This window comes from Rhodohalobacter sulfatireducens (assembly GCF_022012475.1).
GTDB lineage: Bacteria > Bacteroidota > Rhodothermia > Balneolales > Balneolaceae > Rhodohalobacter > Rhodohalobacter sulfatireducens.
In genome coordinates this window covers 54958-73341 of sequence record NZ_JAKLWS010000009.1, presented here as the reverse complement: position 1 = coordinate 73341, position 18384 = coordinate 54958, and the positions used below count along the sequence as shown (strand labels likewise).

At 39.2% G+C, this 18384-nt stretch carries 10 protein-coding genes; 5 read left to right on the top strand and 5 right to left on the bottom strand.

Annotation, left to right across the window (positions count from 1 at the left end; genetic code table 11):
- Nucleotides 1-37 precede the first annotated feature (37 nt).
- Together L6773_RS09065 and L6773_RS09060 are read left to right on the top strand one after the other, a co-directional pair.
- Nucleotides 38-1468, top strand: a complete 1431-nt coding sequence (locus L6773_RS09065) for a sulfatase family protein (protein WP_237853592.1) — start codon at nucleotides 38-40, stop codon at nucleotides 1466-1468.
- Nucleotides 1469-1536: 68 nt separating this feature from the next.
- Entirely contained in the window at nucleotides 1537-2409 is an 873-nt protein-coding gene (locus L6773_RS09060; RefSeq protein WP_237853590.1) for a PIG-L deacetylase family protein, read from the top strand.
- 240 nt (nucleotides 2410-2649) lie between these two features.
- On the opposite strand, the gene L6773_RS09055 is transcribed toward L6773_RS09060, so the two are convergent.
- Nucleotides 2650-3615, bottom strand: coding sequence for a 3-keto-disaccharide hydrolase (locus L6773_RS09055; protein WP_237853588.1), 966 nt, complete (start codon nucleotides 3613-3615; stop codon nucleotides 2650-2652).
- Nucleotides 3616-4485: 870 nt separating this feature from the next.
- Between L6773_RS09055 and L6773_RS09050 the strand changes: the two genes are divergently transcribed.
- Entirely contained in the window at nucleotides 4486-7518 is a 3033-nt protein-coding gene (locus tag L6773_RS09050) for a SusC/RagA family TonB-linked outer membrane protein (RefSeq protein WP_237853586.1), read from the top strand.
- A gap of 27 nt (nucleotides 7519-7545) precedes the next feature.
- A complete protein-coding gene (locus L6773_RS09045; RefSeq protein ID WP_237853579.1) occupies nucleotides 7546-9207 on the top strand; it encodes a RagB/SusD family nutrient uptake outer membrane protein in 1662 nt (553 codons plus the stop codon).
- Between the two features lie 102 nt (nucleotides 9208-9309).
- On the opposite strand, the gene L6773_RS09040 is transcribed toward L6773_RS09045, so the two are convergent.
- The 3 genes from L6773_RS09040 to L6773_RS09030 form a co-directional block, all read right to left on the bottom strand.
- Nucleotides 9310-12657, bottom strand: a complete 3348-nt coding sequence (locus L6773_RS09040; protein ID WP_255727732.1) for a VCBS repeat-containing protein — start codon at nucleotides 12655-12657, stop codon at nucleotides 9310-9312.
- Between the two features lie 21 nt (nucleotides 12658-12678).
- The gene (locus L6773_RS09035; protein WP_237853570.1) at nucleotides 12679-13281 is read right to left on the bottom strand and encodes a hypothetical protein; all 603 of its coding nucleotides are present in this window, start codon (nucleotides 13279-13281) and stop codon (nucleotides 12679-12681) included.
- A 519-nt stretch (nucleotides 13282-13800) separates the two neighbouring features.
- Nucleotides 13801-15939, bottom strand: coding sequence for a PIG-L family deacetylase (locus tag L6773_RS09030; protein ID WP_237853568.1), 2139 nt, complete (start codon nucleotides 15937-15939; stop codon nucleotides 13801-13803).
- A 325-nt stretch (nucleotides 15940-16264) separates the two neighbouring features.
- On the opposite strand from L6773_RS09030, the gene L6773_RS09025 reads away from it, so the two are divergent.
- Nucleotides 16265-17107 carry an O-fucosyltransferase family protein gene (locus tag L6773_RS09025; protein ID WP_237853560.1) on the top strand — a complete coding sequence of 281 codons (843 nt, stop codon included), beginning with the start codon at nucleotides 16265-16267 and terminating at the stop codon, nucleotides 17105-17107.
- Between the two features lie 2 nt (nucleotides 17108-17109).
- On the opposite strand, the gene L6773_RS09020 is transcribed toward L6773_RS09025, so the two are convergent.
- On the bottom strand, nucleotides 17110-18366 hold the full coding sequence (locus L6773_RS09020; RefSeq protein WP_237853558.1) for an MFS transporter: 1257 nt from the start codon (nucleotides 18364-18366) through the stop codon (nucleotides 17110-17112).
- Nucleotides 18367-18384 lie beyond the last annotated feature (18 nt).

Here is an 18384-nt window from a genome sequence, read left to right as displayed (position 1 = left end):
CTCATCCAGAATTTTAACATGTAAAATCATAACCTATATGTATTTAAGCAGCCCGAAATTATTAGGCATAATATTCGCCGGAATAAGTATGATGCTTGGCTTAATGATGAGCATGAGCAATACCGGTGATCAAAACTCGAAATTAGAACTGCAGGAAGAACCACCTAACATCATTGTCTTTGTTGCAGATGATGCCAGCGTTCGAGACTTCGGAGCTTATGGAAACGAAGCGATAAAAACTCCGAATATTGATCAGCTTGCAGAGAGAGGACTTCTTTTTGAGAATTCTTTTTTAACAACTCCCCAATGTAGTCCATCGAGAATATCGGTTCTTACGAGTTTATATCCTCATTCAACGGGTGCGGAAGACCTTCACATGCCCCTTCCGGATGGAATGAAGATTCTGCCCGGTTATCTTCATGAGGCCGGATATTTTAGTGGACATATGTTGAAAACTCATTATGGTCCACATGCGGATGCACAGTTTGATTGGTATAGTGAAAATCTTTCAGAAGATTTTCCTGAGTTCCTGGATGAAGCTTCGAATGATCCATTCTTTTTATGGGTTGGGTTCACCGATCCCCATCGCGATTATGGAGATGCTCCCAGGGTACATGATTCTGAAAATGTAATTGTACCACCCTTTTTGGTTGATGATGAAGAAACCAGGGCTGACCTTGCACTTTACTATGATGAGATTGCTCGAATGGACGGTCAAATCGGCCGATTTATGGAGGAGTTAGATCGTCGAAATGTTGTTGAAAATACATTAGTTGTATTTTTTAGTGATAACGGAGCACCATTCCCCCGAGAAAAAGGCACTTTATACGATGCCGGCATACAAACACCGTTGATATTTCATTGGCCAAAGGAGATTAATGAGGGACTGCAGTATAACGGGTTAACGTCAATTCTCGATTTAACGCCAACCCTGATGGATATTGTAGGACTTGATGTACCAGATAACATGCAGGGGAAAAGTATCAAACCTGTTTTAAATGATACATCATATCCGGGCAGGGAAGCTGTTTTCAGCGAACGCAACTGGCACGATTCGGATGAACACATGCGTAGTATGAGAACAGAACGCTATAAAGTCATACGGAACGAAGCATACACAAACTTACCACATGGAACTCCTGCCGACATTGGGGGGAGTCCATCTTTCAGAAGTTTATATCAGCTGAAACAGGAGGGAGAGCTCAATCACGCACAATCAAGGCTATTCCAGGTACCAAGACCCAGGGTAGAGCTTTATGATCTTGAAAAAGATCCCTGGGAAGTTAATAATGTTGCTGCACATCCAGATTATTGGCAGATTGCCAGAGAACTTTCAGCCCAATTAGATGACTGGATGGAGGATACAGGTGATTTTCCACCGCATATGCGTGTTCGTGATGACCACACAGATCGTGTAACCGGTGTATGGTTTTCAAATGAAATCCCACCCATGCGAAATGTAGATTAGCGGGTATTTTTTAAATACCTATTAACAAAAAATATCAAAAAATTAAGATTAGCAAATTGGAATTAATAATGACAGCTCTACAACATTTTAAAAATATATCGGTATTTAACCGTTCTTCTTCTTTTTTAGCTTACGTTTCTTTACTGTTCGTATTTTTATATTCCGGTTTTTGTGATGTTGGTATAGCGCAAAGTAATTCACCTGAAGACAAAGTGATAATGGGAATCTTTGCTCATCCGGACGATGAAATCTTAGCAAGTACAATATTTCACAAATATATCAGGGAGGGTGCTGAGGTAGTTTTGGTTACTGCAACTGACGGTAGATTGGGGACCAATGATTATAACGACTATGAAGCGGGAGATGAACTCGCTGAGGTAAGAAGGGGAGAGATGAAATGTTCAGCTGATATTCTGGGGGCAAAACTATATCACCTGGATTACGAAGATCAACTTAAAACTGCAGAGGGTTTTGATGGTTTTGTTTCACAATCACAAGGATTACTTGAAGATTTACACAGAATAATCTCTGATGAGCAACCGGATGTAATTGTTACATTTGGCCCTGATGGATTTTCTAATCATATCGATCATCGAATTGTGGGAGTGTCTGCAACGCAGGTTGTACTTAGTAAAAAGTGGGAAAAAATACCCCAACTTTTTTATATGGGTTTTCCATCATCACAATTGGATGAAATGAATATGATCTACAGAGGAACTTTGGATAAATATTTAACGGTTCAGATACCCTATAGTGAACAAGATGCAGATGTAGCTCTTGAAATGGCAAGGTGTCATAAATCTCAGTTCGCACCTCAAATGCTTGAGATGTGGGAGAAGCGAATGCAGAATCAAGAAAAAGTAGTATATCTAAGACCCTTTGTTAAGCCAAATAAAGAAGCTGATGATCTTTTCGAGTATTCACTGACGACTGATGATTAAATCCAAAGTTCCTAAGTGATGCTGACTCAACAAATGCAGTCATTCAGTAAATTGAGCAATAAATACTGCTTCACAGCAAAAACCTTAGTTACTTTTGTTTGTGTTTGTTTAAAAAAGAATCTTCTCGCCAGATCTAAGAACTTTTTACTATAGAAGATGAGTCGATTGAATAAAAAACCCTCCAAACCGGAGGGTTTTTAATAAAGTAGCAGATTTGTTAGCGAGAAGAATCTAAAAAAATTACATCTCTTTCGCAGGTGTAATTTCAATATTTCGAAAAGAAACAGGGCCGTGATCACCCTGCAAAAGAATCGGGCCGGGTTCTGCTTCATTACTATCCAAAGCTCCTCCAGTTGTTCCGGGTATAGGCCGGTTGCATATCACTTCTACACCGTTTAAAACAACGGTTACGAGCCGTCCGGTTAATGTGACTTCCATCGTTTGCCATTCACCTGCAGGTTTAGCGGCGTTCACTATAGGTTTGATAAACCCATAAACTCCCCCTGTGTTAACAGTTGAGGGTTCCTGACCATAAGAATCCATAATTTGCACTTCGTATCTGCCACGAAGATAGAGTCCGCTATTGCTTCCTTCGGGAATATTAAACTCCAGAGAAATTTTAAAATCTGAAAAATCTTCATTGGTAATTAAATGCCCGCCGGTCTGTCTGTTGATCAAGATTCCATCCTCCATTACAAACTGGTTATTATCCGCCAGTTTCCAATGGGTTAGTTCAGTATCTAACAGATCAATAGGTTCTCCCCATTCAGGCCCACTTTCAGGTATCAATTTAGGAGCTCTTGTTGCCGTCCAGTTAAAAGTTACTGAGTCATAGGAAGTGGTGCCGGTTAACTGCCCATTGGAATGTGTAAACTCCATATGCATATTAGAATCGGTTGATTTCCACTGAGGTGGTATAGTAAAACTGTAAATATCTGTATGTTCGGAATATTTTATTTCAGATATGGGTCTCGCGCTGCCTTCCATTCCTACAAATTCACCAACAAGTGTACTTGTGCCAGACGGTTTAATATAGAGCCAGGAAGGCCTGTCACCTTCATCTGTATCTACGGTAATATTCCAGCTGCCGGCCACTTCGGATCCGGGAATATCTTGAGCGGAGAGTCGATCAGGGATACTTAATCCAAAGAGCAGAAAAGTGATACATATGTAAATGATAAGTTTTAAAGAATTTTTATTGAACATTTTTTTTAGGTTGGGTTGATCCATAATAATTTTAAATATACTAATTGCTGGTTACAACGAACCTTGGTTCTTATTGTAATATAATAGCAAATAATAGATATTCAGGGAAGATATTGAAAACGTTTTCTTATCAATATCCTAATCGTGTATTGATGAATAACTGAATAAGACTGAATACAAAATTTATTGAATTATTATTGTAGATATAAAAAGCTACTGCATTAAAAATTGAAAAAAAATCCCTTCATATTGTAATGTATATGGACAGGTGATCAGACTAATCAACGATTAAGACACTTGGAAGCTAAAGTGGATGATTTTTACCGGATTATTATTTGCACATCAATAGTAAAGGTTAATCTTTTTTTTAAGATAAAATCAATTTGACTGGTACTGTTGTTTTAGTAATCTTTTACGGGCTAAATAAATTTTTAACTTCTTCAACTTTTAATTTTTTCAAACACACATTGATTAGCGGAATAATGCACAGAGATAGGTTATTATTTGGCCAACACATGCAGCGTTCATGCATAAGATAATCAATACTTATTTACATCTTTTTTTTCTTAAATAATTCAGTTTCAATGCTTTGTAAATAAATTCCGCAAAACTTGACATAATGGAGTGTTTAAATTATAATGATGAAAAGGTTTTCACAGCTCACAGTTTTAAATGTGGAAACGCTTTTTTTCTTTGAAAACTAACTTTTTTAAAGAAAATGCATATCGGTCTCCGCTGAATGTTCTCACTGAAAACGTATCTAATCCCTGCCAAGACAATTAACCAAAACGTCTTACTTTTGATAGGTATGCTTTTTTTTGGACGAAGCTGATCGATGAATTAATCAATCCTAACTAAAAAACAGCAAATATGTACAACAAGGCTACCAGCATTCTTGCATGTATGTTGGTGCTTCTATTACAAGTATTCGTTTTTAATTCGGCCTATGCTTTCCAGGATACCGAAATAAGCGGAACAGTAACAGATGCATCAACTGGAGAAACTTTACCTGGTGTAAACGTAGTTTTACAGGGTACTGAAACCGGAACCGCAACTAATTTGGATGGCGAATATCAACTATCTGTTCCTGAAAGTTCATTAGACGGAGGCATATTGGTCTTTTCGTCAGTTGGTTTCGAAACACAGCAAATTCCTATCCAGGGGCGAACCACCATCAATATCGGTATGAGTGTTATGACCCTTACAGGTGATGAATTAGTCGTTGTTGGATACGGTACCCAGGAAAGACGACAAATCACGGGATCAGTTTCCAGTATCCAGGAAGAAGATTTTGTTTCAGGAAACGTAAAAAATGTTTCTGAAATGATTCAGGGTAAAGTTCCGGGACTCCAGGTATCGACTGCAGCCGGTGGTAATCCAAACAGCAACGCTACCATACGGCTTCGAGGTGTGAACTCTTTTGGTGAAAACCAGGAACCACTTATTGTTGTTGATGGAATTATCGGTGCGGATTTAAATAATGTTGATCCTAATGACATTGAATCCGTTGATGTTCTGAAAGATGCTTCAGCTTCAGCAATTTATGGTACTCGTGGCTCTGCGGGAGTTATCCTTGTTACTACAAAATCTGGTCAGATAGGAGTAGAGAATTTAACAGTGAATTACAATGGTTTTACAACTTTTGAAACCGTTGAAAATAAAAACGAAGTACTTAGTGCTGATGAGTACCGTAGTTTTGCATCTGAGACAGGCTTTGAAATACAGGATTTTGGTGCCAGTACCGATTGGTTTGATGAAATATCACAAACCGGGACAAACCAGGTACACAGTCTTGCCGTTTCAGGTGGTACAGAAAATATGAACTACCGGCTGTCCGGTAACTATCGTGATCGCCAGGGAATTCAAAAGCATACCGGTTTTGAACAACTCGGTGCTAGATTAAACCTTACGCATTGGTCACTCGATCAAAAATTAAAATTGACCGGTACATTAGCTGTTACGAGCCGGGATGAAAACTTGGGATTTGGTGACGCATTCCGTTATGCACTTATCATGAATCCAACCGCACCGGTTACTGCTGAAGGCTTTGAAACGTTGGGTGGATATTTCGATCAGAACCTGTTTGATTATTTCAACCCGGTTAATATTATTGAAACAGGTGAGCGCATTGAACAAACCAAGAACTATACGGCTGCTTTCAGGGCAGATTATGAGTTCAGGGATTTGATACCAAACCTTCAAGCGTCAGTTTTCTATTCTATTGAAAACAAAGACGAGATTCAGCGAAATTTCTTCAGCAAGAACAACAAGATTCAGGGTAGTGCAACGCAAGCTGCTCTTGGTCGAGGACTGGCTCAGCAATTTTATGATGATGAGCAAGCCGAGTTGTTTGAATTTACGCTGAACTACATGAATGATATTTCGGATAGGGTTAATATGGAAGCTTTTGCAGGATATTCGTATAACGAAGAGATCTTTGAAGGTTTTTCAGCATCTGGTGGAGATTTTGTGACTGACGCTGTAGAATTTAATAATTTCGGTTTTGCCCAGGATTTCGATGCTGGTACGGGTTCTGTGAATAGTTACAGAAACAGCAGTAAAATTATTGGATTCTTTAGCCGTGCAAATTTTAACATTGATGACACCTTCTTCCTAAATGGTAGTATTCGAAGAGAAGGTTCTACAAGATTTGGTGTAGATAACAAGTGGGGAAATTTCTGGTCAGCCGGACTTGGAATCCAGGTATCAAACCTTATAGAAATTGGTTTTCTCGATGAGTTACGAGTCAGGGGTAGTATTGGTAAGACAGGTAACAACGCACCCAATCCCGGTATTGCAACCCAACGATTTGGCCCAACGGGTGGAAACTTCTTTGTGAACGGAAGTTTTATCCAGGCATTTGGTCCAGTTAGTAATGCCAATCCCGATCTGAAATGGGAAGAAAAAACAGAGATTAATATCGGTGCTGATTTTGAAACACTTAGCAACAGGTTAAGAGGTTCAGTTGAATACTACAATTCAACAACGAGCGACTTGCTTTTTGAAGTAGGTGTGCCAGTTCCTCCAAACTTATTTGGTACAACATGGAGAAACGTTGGTGAACTCGAAAATAGTGGACTGGAAATTTCTTTGGCGTTAGATGCTCTTCAATCCACCTCAGGCGGTTTGAATTGGAGCACGCAAGTTAACTTCACGGCATTCGGCGAAACCATGCTGAATAAGTTTGAAACCGATGAGGTACGTTACATTGCTACAGCCGGTTCTCCGGGACAAAACAGTACGGATTTAATCCGTATAAAAGAGGGTGAGCCTATCGGACAAATTTGGGGGCCAAAATTCTCCAGAGTCGGACCTGATGGCAACTGGCTTTTCTTAGACGGAAGTGGAAATGAGGTGCCATTTGGTGATCTTACTCTTGAAGATGAAAAATTACTCGGTAACGGTTTACCCGATTACCAAATTGGATGGACAAACACATTCAACTATGGTAACTGGGATATGAATATTTTCCTTCAGGGAACCTTTGGGCATCAGCTTGTAAATCTGTTTGGATTGTTCTACCAGGCTCCGCGCCAGATTGCATCTTATAATATTCTGCAATCAGCCAAAGATGTACCTGAACTGAAAGACAGTCCGCAATATTCAAGTTTTTATGTAGAAGATGCAGACTACATTCGTCTTCAGAATATGTCTATTGGTTATACATTTAATACCTCGTCAATCAACCAAGTTGACAGGCTGAGACTCTATGTATCCGGTAATAACCTGTTCACAATTACCGGTTATAGCGGAATTAACCCAGAAGTTCGTCATACAGATGAAAATCCCGGAATTCTTACAACTGGTTTCACAACAGGTGGAGCATTAGCCCCGGGGATTGAACGACGAAGTAACTGGTTTACTACGCGATCTATTAACCTGGGTATTAACCTGAGCTTCTAAAAAGTTTAAATAATAAAAACAAACATTATGTTTTATAAATCATTAAATCATAAAAAATTCATTACTACCCTCGGGCTGGTAATGATGGTGTTGATGGCATCTTGTACAGATCTGACTGAAGAGGTCGAATCGGAGGTGACTGCTGATAATTTCTTCCAAACGGAAGAAGAATTTATCTCTGCACTGGGTGACGCATACGGTACTTTAACAGGTATTGAAGGTGGCGGTTTTGCTCAGGTAAACGAGGTGACGACTGATGAAATACAAATTCCGGCTCGTGGTCAGGATTGGTTTGAAAATGGATTCTGGTTTCGTGTGAATACACATACATGGACACCGGATGAATTCAACGGTGCCTGGACTTTTATGTACTCCGGTGTTAATGCAGCCAACCGACTGATTTTCCAATTCGAGGAGGCTGTTGCTGCGGGGGCCGCAGAGCCATCACTTGCCGACCCAATTATTGCTGAACTTCAAGCACTCAGGGCGTTTTATTACCTGAACCTACTTGATGTTTATGGCAACGTTCCTATAATCACGAGCTTTGCTGATGCTCCTGAAAATCCAGAGCAGCCAAGTTCTGATTTTCAGCAGGGACGGCAGGAAGTATTCAATTTTGTTGAACAGGAACTGCTGAATAGCATACCTAAGCTTAGTGATGATGTCGGTTCAACATACGGCCGGATGAATGAATACGTAGCTAGAATGGCACTTGCAAAATTATATCTGAATGCTGAAGTATATACAGGTACACAACGATGGCAAGATGCAATCACTGAATTAGATGCTATCATTGATTCAGGTAATTACAGCTTGGCTGCAAGTTATCTGGACAATTTTGCAATTAACAATTCAGGATCTCCTGAAAATATGTTTGTTGTACCATTTGACGAAGTATTTCTTCCAGGCTTTAGCTTAAATGTAATGACATTGCATTATGCAAGTCAGGCAACATATAACTTCCAGTCACAACCTTGGAATGGTTGGTCAGGATCACAAAAGTTGTATGAACATTACATCATGCCTGATTTAAATCCGGGTCCGCAAGCTGAGGTATTTGGTATAATGCCAACAGCTGATGATATCGGGTTAGAAAGAGTTCAGGGAACGGTCGATGATCGTAAAGGAAATTTAATCGTTGGACCTCAGTTTTCAGCTGCAGGTGAACGATTAACGGATGGTGGTGTTTTTGCCCCGGAAGCAGATTTGAACGGGCCGCCACTCACATTTACTCCGTTTATTAACGACCTTCAATTCAGTGGGTGTCGTCAGTGTGGAGCACGTATCGGTAAATATGAATTCGAAAATGGAATTAATACTTCCATGAATAACGATTATGTTATTTATCGTTATGCTGACGTGCTGTTGATGAAAGCAGAAGCCCTTTGGAGATTGAATCAAAGCGATACGGAAGCATTGATGCTGGTAAATACTGTACGGCAACGTGCCGGTGTCGATGGATTTGATGAGCTTACAGCGGACAGATTGCTCGGAGAACGAATGAGAGAAATGTTTTTTGAACTGACTCGCCGCCAAGACTTGATTCGATTTGCGGGTGATGAGGGTCCAACTGAGTACAACGATTCATGGAAATTCAAGGATGTTTCTCCTGAAACCAGGAATGTAATGCCAATTCCACGTGTACAATTAGAAACCAACCCTAATCTCGTACAGAATCCGGGATATTAAATCATACGTTTAAGGTATAATTAATTGAAGGGTGCATGCTTCTGGCATGTACCCTTTTTTTATGTCTTGCTTAAGCTATTAACAGGTACCTGAAAATAGATCTTACCTGTTAATTTTATAGAAGAGGGGAGAGTTACTGTTTCTGGCAACTACAAGAATGGTTTCGCCTGCCGAATTTTCAACAGAAATAATTCTTCTTGAGGCTCCTTCAACAGAAAAACCACTGATCAGTTCTGGTACAGATCTGAGTTCAGAAGTAACAACGGAACCGTAACTGGCATCATATTGTCCTGCCATTGGTTTAACCTCGAAGAGATTTCCAACGGTAACTAAATGCGCATTATCACCGGTTAAATTTCCACTCCAAAAATCATATATGGAAGAAAACTGGCTTCTTAACGGGAGTTTTTTAATATCTGATCCATCTCGTGTATTGAATATCACAACACTTTCTAATAAATCTACTTGTAAAATATTTGAAGTCTCTAAAACTTCGGCAGAAAATAAGTCACTGATCGTTTGATCGGAATAGTCAGAATAGTCGGGATATTTATCACGGAGAGAGGGGATTTGATTTAAAAGATCGTGTTTTAATACAAATGGATAATCAGAACTCCGATACGACCTGGTGAGAATTTGTTCCGGTATACCATCATTTTCAAAATCCTGTATCCAAAGTTTCAGTGGATTCTCTTCATCTGTTTTAAAATTGGAATTCAGTCCAAGATTACCTGCAACAAGATCATCTCTGCCATCAGCATTTAAATCCACTACATGAAGAGTATTCCAGAGGCCTCTCGAATTCTGAAGTCCGAGATCATTGGTTATTTCAACAAATGAATTCCCAGTATTTCGGAAAATACGGATTGGCATCCATTCACCGGCAATTGCGAGATCAGGAAGTGTATCTCCATCCCAATCAAGAATAACAGAGTCTGTAATCAATCCTAACTGCTCGAAATCAGCATTCCATTGACTTGATTGCTCTGTAAAACTACCATTGCCATCGTTTATCAAAAGAAATCCACGAACGGGCATTCCAAACATAAAAGGTCGCATTCGTTCGCCAACAAAAAGATCTGTAGAACCATCTCCATTAAAATCGGCGGATGAAACTGTTGAGTTTGTTGAATAACCACCAGGGGAGACGAAAGTATTATCCTTTTTAAAGTTTCCATTACCATCATTTATATACAGCCTGTCAAACAGGGCAGAGGCTCCTGTAGAAAAAGAGTTTCCACCGCTTGTTACATAGAGATCCTGGAAGCCGTCTCCATTCGCATCCAAAAAGGTGCAATCTGTATCTTCTGAAATTGAATCCTCTTCAAAAATGGGAGAGTTACGTATTTGAAAACCGTTTTCCGTTTGAATCACAAGAATGCCGGCTTGACCTCTTCCTCCACCTATGTAGATGTCATCAAAACCATCTTCATTTACATCGTCAGAACAAAGCGCAGGCCCTTCTGTAGATCTCATATGTAATAGAAGTGGCTCCCTGTTAAAGTCGATATATTCGTTCTCCTCGTGTGACCAATTTAAATTTACTTCATCTGTAATATCCGTAAACAAAGGTGTATGATCAGCTTGGTCTTTTGATATATCTCCCATGATATATGCCGGCAAGTTATAAGACTGATGCCCTGTATTCACATCAGCTTCCTGTTGCTCCAAAGAAATGGTTTGAGAAGCTCTTAAATCCGTTAAGCTGGTTACACTGCCATTTGGCCAGTGAACCTTCAAAGAATCAATGGTTTGGTGATTACCAAGTCCCATAAAAATACCGGGTTCAACGCTTGATTGGTATCCTCGTTGCAGATAATGCTCCCTGAACCAGTATGATGAATCAGCCCAGGCTTCAACTTTTGCCCCAATTGCAAAGGTATTGGGGGAATTGCCGTGTAACCGAATCTTCAGCCAGTTTTGTTCCGGAGATTCATTGGCTCTGTTTTTATAAACTTTAGCCACGCCGTTAACATCATTAATGATAATATCAAGATCTCCATCGTTATCCAGGTCTGCCCATGCTGCGCCGCTCGAATACCCGGGTTCTCCCAAGCCCCACTCTTCCGTTACATTTTGGAAGTTTAAACCACCGTAATTTGCATACACAACATTCGGCATCGGGGTTGATGGTATCATTTCTACCAGTCTATCATAATCAACATTGTCATCAGATATTATTGAACGAACCATATCCGGATTGTTAATATCTTCGATATAGTCGAGATTTGTAATATCCTGTAACAGTCCATTAGTGACAATAATGTCATTGTGTCCATTTTGATCAAAATCAGCTATCAGAGTTGCCCAACTCCAATCAGATGCTTCAACGCCGGCAAGTCTGCCAATCTCTGAGTAGGTTCCATTCCCATTATTGAGCTGAAGAGTGTTTCTCGTGAACTGGTAGTGATAACCCTGTTCCTGCTTTTGCGAAAATAATTCCCAGTTCTCATATGTGGTGATCATTTTCATTCTTTCGTCAGACATTGGCAGCATATCTGTTACGTAGATATCCGGCCATCCGTTATTAGTAAGATCAGCGATATCGGTTCCCATTGAAGCGGCACTTATACCATTTATTTGTTCTTTCAGTACCTCGCTGTAAGTACCATCACCGTTATTCATATAGAGGTAATCGTATTCAAAAAAGTCGTTTGCAATATATAAATCGGGAAAACCGTCTCGGTTGAGATCTGATACGGAGGCACTGAGGGCAAATCCAATTTCGGGGCTGTAAAGACCGGCTTCTTCAGTAACATCTGTGAACGACTCACCGTCGTTCCTGAATAGTTTATCACCACCAAATTCATCAGGCTTTGATCGATGATCAAGGCTTAGATCAAAATCAACAATGGATGCGTCGGAATTATTCAAAAGGTACAGGTCTAGATCCCCATCAAGGTCGTAATCAAAGAAATTAGCATGAATTGAGTACCCGGGATGATCGAGGCCGTATTTTGCCGCCGACTCAGTAAAGGTTCCATCACCGTTATTAATAAAGAGTTCATTCCTTCTCTGATCTGTTTCAAATTCACCGGAATTACTTACATAAATATCCAGGAATCCGTCACCATTGATATCAACGAAACTTGCACCTGTTGTCCAGGATTTTGAACCGGATACTCCTGCCTTTTCTGTAACATCCGTAAATGTTAAATCTCCATTATTCATATAGAGTCGATTAGAATCTCTGTTTGATGTAAAATATATGTCTGGCAAGCTATCTTGGTTTACATCACCAATGGCCACTCCGCCACCGTTATAAAAATTTCTGTATTTATATACATTAAAATCAGAATCCGACCTTAAATTGTTTTCGAATGTTATGTTTGTTTGATCTGATGAAAGAGATTCAAAAAGTGGGAGGGAGTCTTCCTTTGATGAACAAGCTTTTAATAGAAAAAAAGAAAGTAGGACGCAGAATAAGGAAAGCAACCTGAGTGATTTCATACTCATAAATTGAAATAACTGTTAAAGGTTATTTTCAACAGCAGTTAAATCTAAGAATTCAATGGTTAGTATTCGGTCATCACGTTTAAATATAGAAATTCGCCTATTTCCCTGTATATCAATGAGTGCTTTTTTCTGGCTCTCCGGATGTATGGCTTGAAAAAAATCAGCACTATATTTTTCCTCATATAGCTGAGCTACATCCACCATTAGGGAATCTGCAAAGAGATCTCTATTCCAGGGTGCCCAGCCGTCATAATGTATTTCAACGGGCATTTGATAGATCTGGCCCTCTTTAAACTGCGGATAGAATTCCATGCTGGCAGGACTTTTCAAATTTTCAAGTTTATAGTGAATTGTTTGTTGCCCCGTGACAATTTCTTGTTTATTCAGCTGCCAACTGTGCTCATAAAATTCTTCTTGAGACATACCCAAGTAGTAACCAAGAAAGAGTGAATCAACACGTATATCTTTACTTAACTCAGTCTCTAACCTTTGTTGATATTCATTTTTAGGTTCACATGAAACAACAAATAAAGCAGATAGAATAAAAAGTAAAATATATAAATTCAGAAATTGAAATCGATAAACGCTTGATTTAATAATAGATACTACTTTAAACATTAATCAAAAAATTAATCGTGTTACTTGTCTAAGAGGCATTTTCCAGATCTATCAAACAACGGATAATGATAGTTTGTAAACTATGAATGTTAAACCTTAACTAAAATATTTAACTACCCACGAAATAAAAATACCGTTTAAAAGCTAAATCTAAATCATATCATTGTAGATATATCCCGTTCGAGAGGGAAATGAGTCGTTTTTTAAAATCCGTTTGAGTTATTGCTTAGAAACATCTAAATCACTTCAAAGAATACAACTATCATCATAAGAAAATATTTCAATGATTCTCATGTCATGTAATGTAAATTTAAGTTCAAATTGATGAGTAGTGATCGATTTTAAATCTTAAAATACAATCCGAATTTAGATAACGAGCCATTAAAAGTTTAAAATATTCTACGTATTACCCGTTCTAAAATGCTATTAATTGGAGAAGAATTGAGAACAAACTGTTATAAAACAGGGATACATGGTTTTATCCATGCATCTCTGAATCATGTAAAACAATCTATAAAATTACTCGAGTGTAACGGTTGGCCATAAATAAGTTGTAGCCTGTTGAGCACCCACAACCGATCCCCAACCAATTCGACTTTTTCCATAGTCACCACCTACATCAGGGTCATCTGCATCTGCATCATAGACCAGCAAGTTAAATCGAATATTATCTCCCTGAGATGGTCTATTTGGCATTTCATCCCACGGTATAGCCAATTCAATGATATAACCACTCTCTGTTTGACTTGAAGCAACTCTTGTACCCGGAGAAACATCAGACATAGCACCTGAATTTTCATCTCCATACCTGGCTGCATTGGGTTCGAAACTTTCAGTTGAACATGGGAAAATACTTGCTCTAAAAGTCGTTGAAACATCTGTACTAGTTCCAAATGGGTCAATTGTTAACTCAATAGCATCACCATACCAATGGTTTCGAATCCGATCAGGAGGCATGTGGCAGAGTACATCGTTATCTCGAACCTCAACTCCTACATAAAGATGTTCTTCATCATAGGCAAGATGGAAGTCAGAACTGGCATCGTCATTACTTTCAGCTTCACCCGACCAAGTATCCACATGGTTAATTCTGCCTGAACTGAAGTTTGACATATCTCCAAGTTCTCCGTCAATAACGGGGTTGTCAGCAGTTCTTGATACATCAAGAGATGGAAGAGCGTAGATATTTATTTCCTCAGAATCGGTGAATGATCCCGTTTTGGCAATTACTGTTCCAGCCAAAGCTGTAGAATGCTCATTGTTTGGAAGAACAGTGTCTGATACTTCAATTCCTACTTTGATATTTGAAGTTTCACCCGGTTGAAGTGAAAATGAATAATTTCCGGATGCAATCAGCCCGTCCGGAAGGTCAAAATCAAGTTCCCCTGATATTTCTTCAGTACCCGTATTTGAGACCTGGACGGTTACGGTGTTATCCCCGTTTATGGTTACAGGAAGCCTTGTAGGAAGATTGGGAGTTAGCCACTCTGTTCCTGTTTCAGCTGCAAATTCTCTGTAATACTGAATATCAAAAAGTGGTTGAACCTGGACATGAATAGGAGGGGTGGGTTCAATCCAGGTATAATTAAGACCGCTTACAATATTTCCATCTGTCTCTGCTGTGTATTTTACCCAAACCTTCTGTTGAGTATTCACTTCCACCTGGCCTTTGGGCGAAATTACAAATGAGTGTTTTTTGCTATCACCAGTTGAAAGATTTCCAGCTGAGATATTATTCTCTGAGGTGTTCCATCCATCCGGTAATACCAGCTCAATTGTAACATTTTCGAATGTTTTTTCAGTATTGTTTGCAATTTCAGTATGCACCTCAAATGGATCATTTGAAGATACCTGGTAAGATTCAGTGTCGATCTTTAATAATACTCCCGGGGGCGAAGAACCAGCCGGAATGTGAGTTCCTTCAAGAAAATGTGTTTCGGGGTGCCCTACCGGTACATGAGATTTTACAAGTAATCGTTTCTCAGAATCGGTTCTTTGAGACGGTACGGTATTCCATCGGTCCCAACCTTGTGTTCTAAAATTTCTAAGTGCGATGGCTCGTAAATTTGCATAAGTCATACCTGCGGAACGTGAAAATTCGTTCAAGGGAACTTCAATGCTCGATCGATCCCCCGGAGCTGAGATATATATTTTTAAAGGCTGCCACGGTTCCAGGTATTCATCTTCGATCAGAGATGGGCATGTATTTGGATCTGCTGAGAGATTAAAAGCACGAATTGCAGAGCGAGCCGCAAGCTGATGGTGACCATGTGTACCCGGCCCCGGCCACATTGTTACCAATACCTCAGGACGTGTCAAACGAATAACCCTGATCAACCGGCAGAGGTAATCGGGATCTTGTTCACTCCATTTTTTATCAGTAAGTGCAGCTGACTGTGTAAAATAAAAATCCTGGAATCCTAAGTAATAAAAACGATCAACACCGGCAAAGGATAAAGATTTTCGAAGTTCTTCAAATCGAATCAACCCAAGAGACTGTCCAACTTCGGGTCCAATTGCATTTCCACCTCCCTGACCCAGTGTAAAATTGGCTATTGTACCACGATACCCTTCATCTAAATTATATCGAGCCATAGTACCTGTAAACCCACCTTCATCATCGGGATGAGCACTTATATAAAGGAAATCAATATCCATCAATTCCCTGCTGTTTTGGGCAAATGTGAATAATTGAGTTGATAGAATAAGGATACATGTTAATAATAAGTGTCGCACGGTAACCCCCTATGTTTCGAGATTTTTTGACATCATTAATATGTATAATCTGTCAAATTCAAATTTATCTATTATATGAAAACGTTAACATATTCAAAAGTAAGGTTTGCAAAAAAGTATTAAATTGGTGAAGCTTTCATTTATGTAAAACTAGGTTAGTAAAGGTCACAATAGATTTGTCTAATATTTATTAGGCAAATCTGGTTTATAAAAAATTAACTGCTTTTTCAATCAAATAATCTGTACTGTGATAACAGTAAAACCGTATGGTGGTTTAGGTAATAGAATTCGTGTTCTATATTCAGTAATTGGTATTAACCGGGAAGTTGGCCACGAAATCAAAATTTTGTGGGGTTGCAGCAAGGATCTAAATTGTCCATTTGATGAACTTTTTATACACCCTGACAATTGCCGGGTTCGTAATTTTGAACAAGGGTTAATAAAAACAGTTTACGAATTTTCGCTACGAAAATTACGCTTTTCGAAACTCCGGCCTTATTTCTATGATCTTGTATTGACGAAAAACAAAATTTTAGAAATCAAGAATGAAACCGATGATTTCTCGGCACTTTTTAAAAATCATTCATCAATCTATTTAGAGTCTTGCATCTCTTTTTATGAAGGACCAAAAATAGAAGATTTACTGACGATTCATCCGGATATTTTAAATAGAGCGGAGACGATTTTCAGCAGATTTAAATCACCCACCTATGGAATTCACATAAGAAGTACAGACAATCAACTTTCAAAAAAATATAGTCCGCCAGTAGTTTTTGAGAATTTCATTAGAAAGAAGCTCGAGGAAGAAAGCAATGCTTGGTTTTTTCTTGCGACAGATTCAAAAGAAGTTGAAAGTGAATTGATCGAAAGTTTTGGAGACAGAATTTTAACGTCGAATAATAACATATTAGACAGGAATTCGAGGCAGGGCATAAAAAATGCCCTGGTAGATATGGTTTGTCTATCAAGAACGAAGAAAGTTTATGGCAGTTATTTTAGCTCGTTCTCCTCAATATCAGCTATGCTTACAGGCATAGAATGTGAAAATGTAACAACAGATTCTTTCGATCATGGAGTAGATGATATCTGAATTTACAATGGACTAATATCCTCTTCAGATACCTGGCCTTCAGCTTCACGATCATTAAATGTGAATATGAAGATCAGAAAAACTACAACTGCAAATGCTCCCGGAAGCCACCAGAAATCATACCATTGATCAAGCGTTAATGCTGACTGCTCACCTAAAAACAGATTAAAGGTTTCCCCGGCTACTTGAGCTCCAATAAGCATACCTACGCCGTATGTAATTAAGACAATGAGGCCTTGTGCTTGCCCGCGAATTTTTTCAAATGATTTTATGTCAACGTAAATCTGACCGGTTACAAAGAAGAAATCATAACATATACCGTGGAGAGCAATCCCTCCGAGAATCATCCAGGTTGTTACATCCGGGGCACCAAGAGCAAACAGTGCATAGCGTAATGCCCATGCCAGCATACCTACACCAAGCATCCACTTAACTCCAAGACGAGCAAAGAAAAAGGGCATTAACAGCATAAACAGAACTTCTGAAGCTTGACCAATCGTCTGTGTCGCTGCAATATTTTGAAATCCGGCATTACCCAGAAATATTTGAGTAAAGTTGTAATAGGCAGCCAGCGGAATACTAATAAGAAGTGAACTTGCAAGGAAAATATAGAAAGATTTACTCCCCAATTGTTTCAGTGCATCGACTCCTACAATACTTCTTACAGAAACAGTTTCGCCTTTTGCAGGGGGTGGGGTATGTGGAAGTGTAAAACTGTAAAGCCCCAAAATAATACTTGCAATGGATGTTAAATAAAGTGGCAGAGCAGTAGCTTCGGGTGTTATTCCTTCTGAAACAAAACTTACTAAACCAAAACTAACGGTAAGACCTGCTACAATCCAACCAACAGTTCCAAATACTCGAATTACCGGAAACTCTTTTTCCTGATCCTGGATATTGTGAAATGCTAGAGTGTTAGATAAACTCATAGTAGGCATGTAGCAGAGATTATATGCCAACAGCATGAGTATAAAAACGAGTGGATTATTAACCGCAAGAGGTGTGAGCCCCATAATAATTCCGCCAAGAATATGGAGTGTTCCCAAAACCCTCTCTGTTGCAAAATATCGATCAGCTATTAATCCAACGAAGAACGGCGCACAAATTGCTGCAATGGGATTCACAGTAAAAGGCCAGTGCGTTAAGTCTTCCATACCATTATTCGACATATAGACTGCAATGGCTGTGTACCAAGCCCCCCAAACAAAGAACTCAAGGAACATCATACCACTTAACCTGGCTTGAACAAATTTTTTCATGGGAAGACTTTATTAAAT

What these genes read in the sequence shown, in the direction of transcription:
- L6773_RS09065 (WP_237853592.1), top strand. Translation starts at nt 38, where the DNA reads ATGTATTTAAGCAGCCCGAAATTATTAGGCATAATATTCGCCGGAATA.
- L6773_RS09060 (WP_237853590.1), top strand. Translation starts at nt 1,537, where the DNA reads ATGACAGCTCTACAACATTTTAAAAATATATCGGTATTTAACCGTTCT.
- L6773_RS09055 (WP_237853588.1), bottom strand. Translation starts at nt 3,615, where the DNA reads ATGTTCAATAAAAATTCTTTAAAACTTATCATTTACATATGTATCACT.
- L6773_RS09050 (WP_237853586.1), top strand. Translation starts at nt 4,486, where the DNA reads ATGTACAACAAGGCTACCAGCATTCTTGCATGTATGTTGGTGCTTCTA.
- L6773_RS09045 (WP_237853579.1), top strand. Translation starts at nt 7,546, where the DNA reads ATGTTTTATAAATCATTAAATCATAAAAAATTCATTACTACCCTCGGG.
- L6773_RS09040 (WP_255727732.1), bottom strand. Translation starts at nt 12,657, where the DNA reads ATGAAATCACTCAGGTTGCTTTCCTTATTCTGCGTCCTACTTTCTTTT.
- L6773_RS09035 (WP_237853570.1), bottom strand. Translation starts at nt 13,281, where the DNA reads ATGTTTAAAGTAGTATCTATTATTAAATCAAGCGTTTATCGATTTCAA.
- L6773_RS09030 (WP_237853568.1), bottom strand. Translation starts at nt 15,939, where the DNA reads ATGGATATTGATTTCCTTTATATAAGTGCTCATCCCGATGATGAAGGT.
- L6773_RS09020 (WP_237853558.1), bottom strand. Translation starts at nt 18,366, where the DNA reads ATGAAAAAATTTGTTCAAGCCAGGTTAAGTGGTATGATGTTCCTTGAG.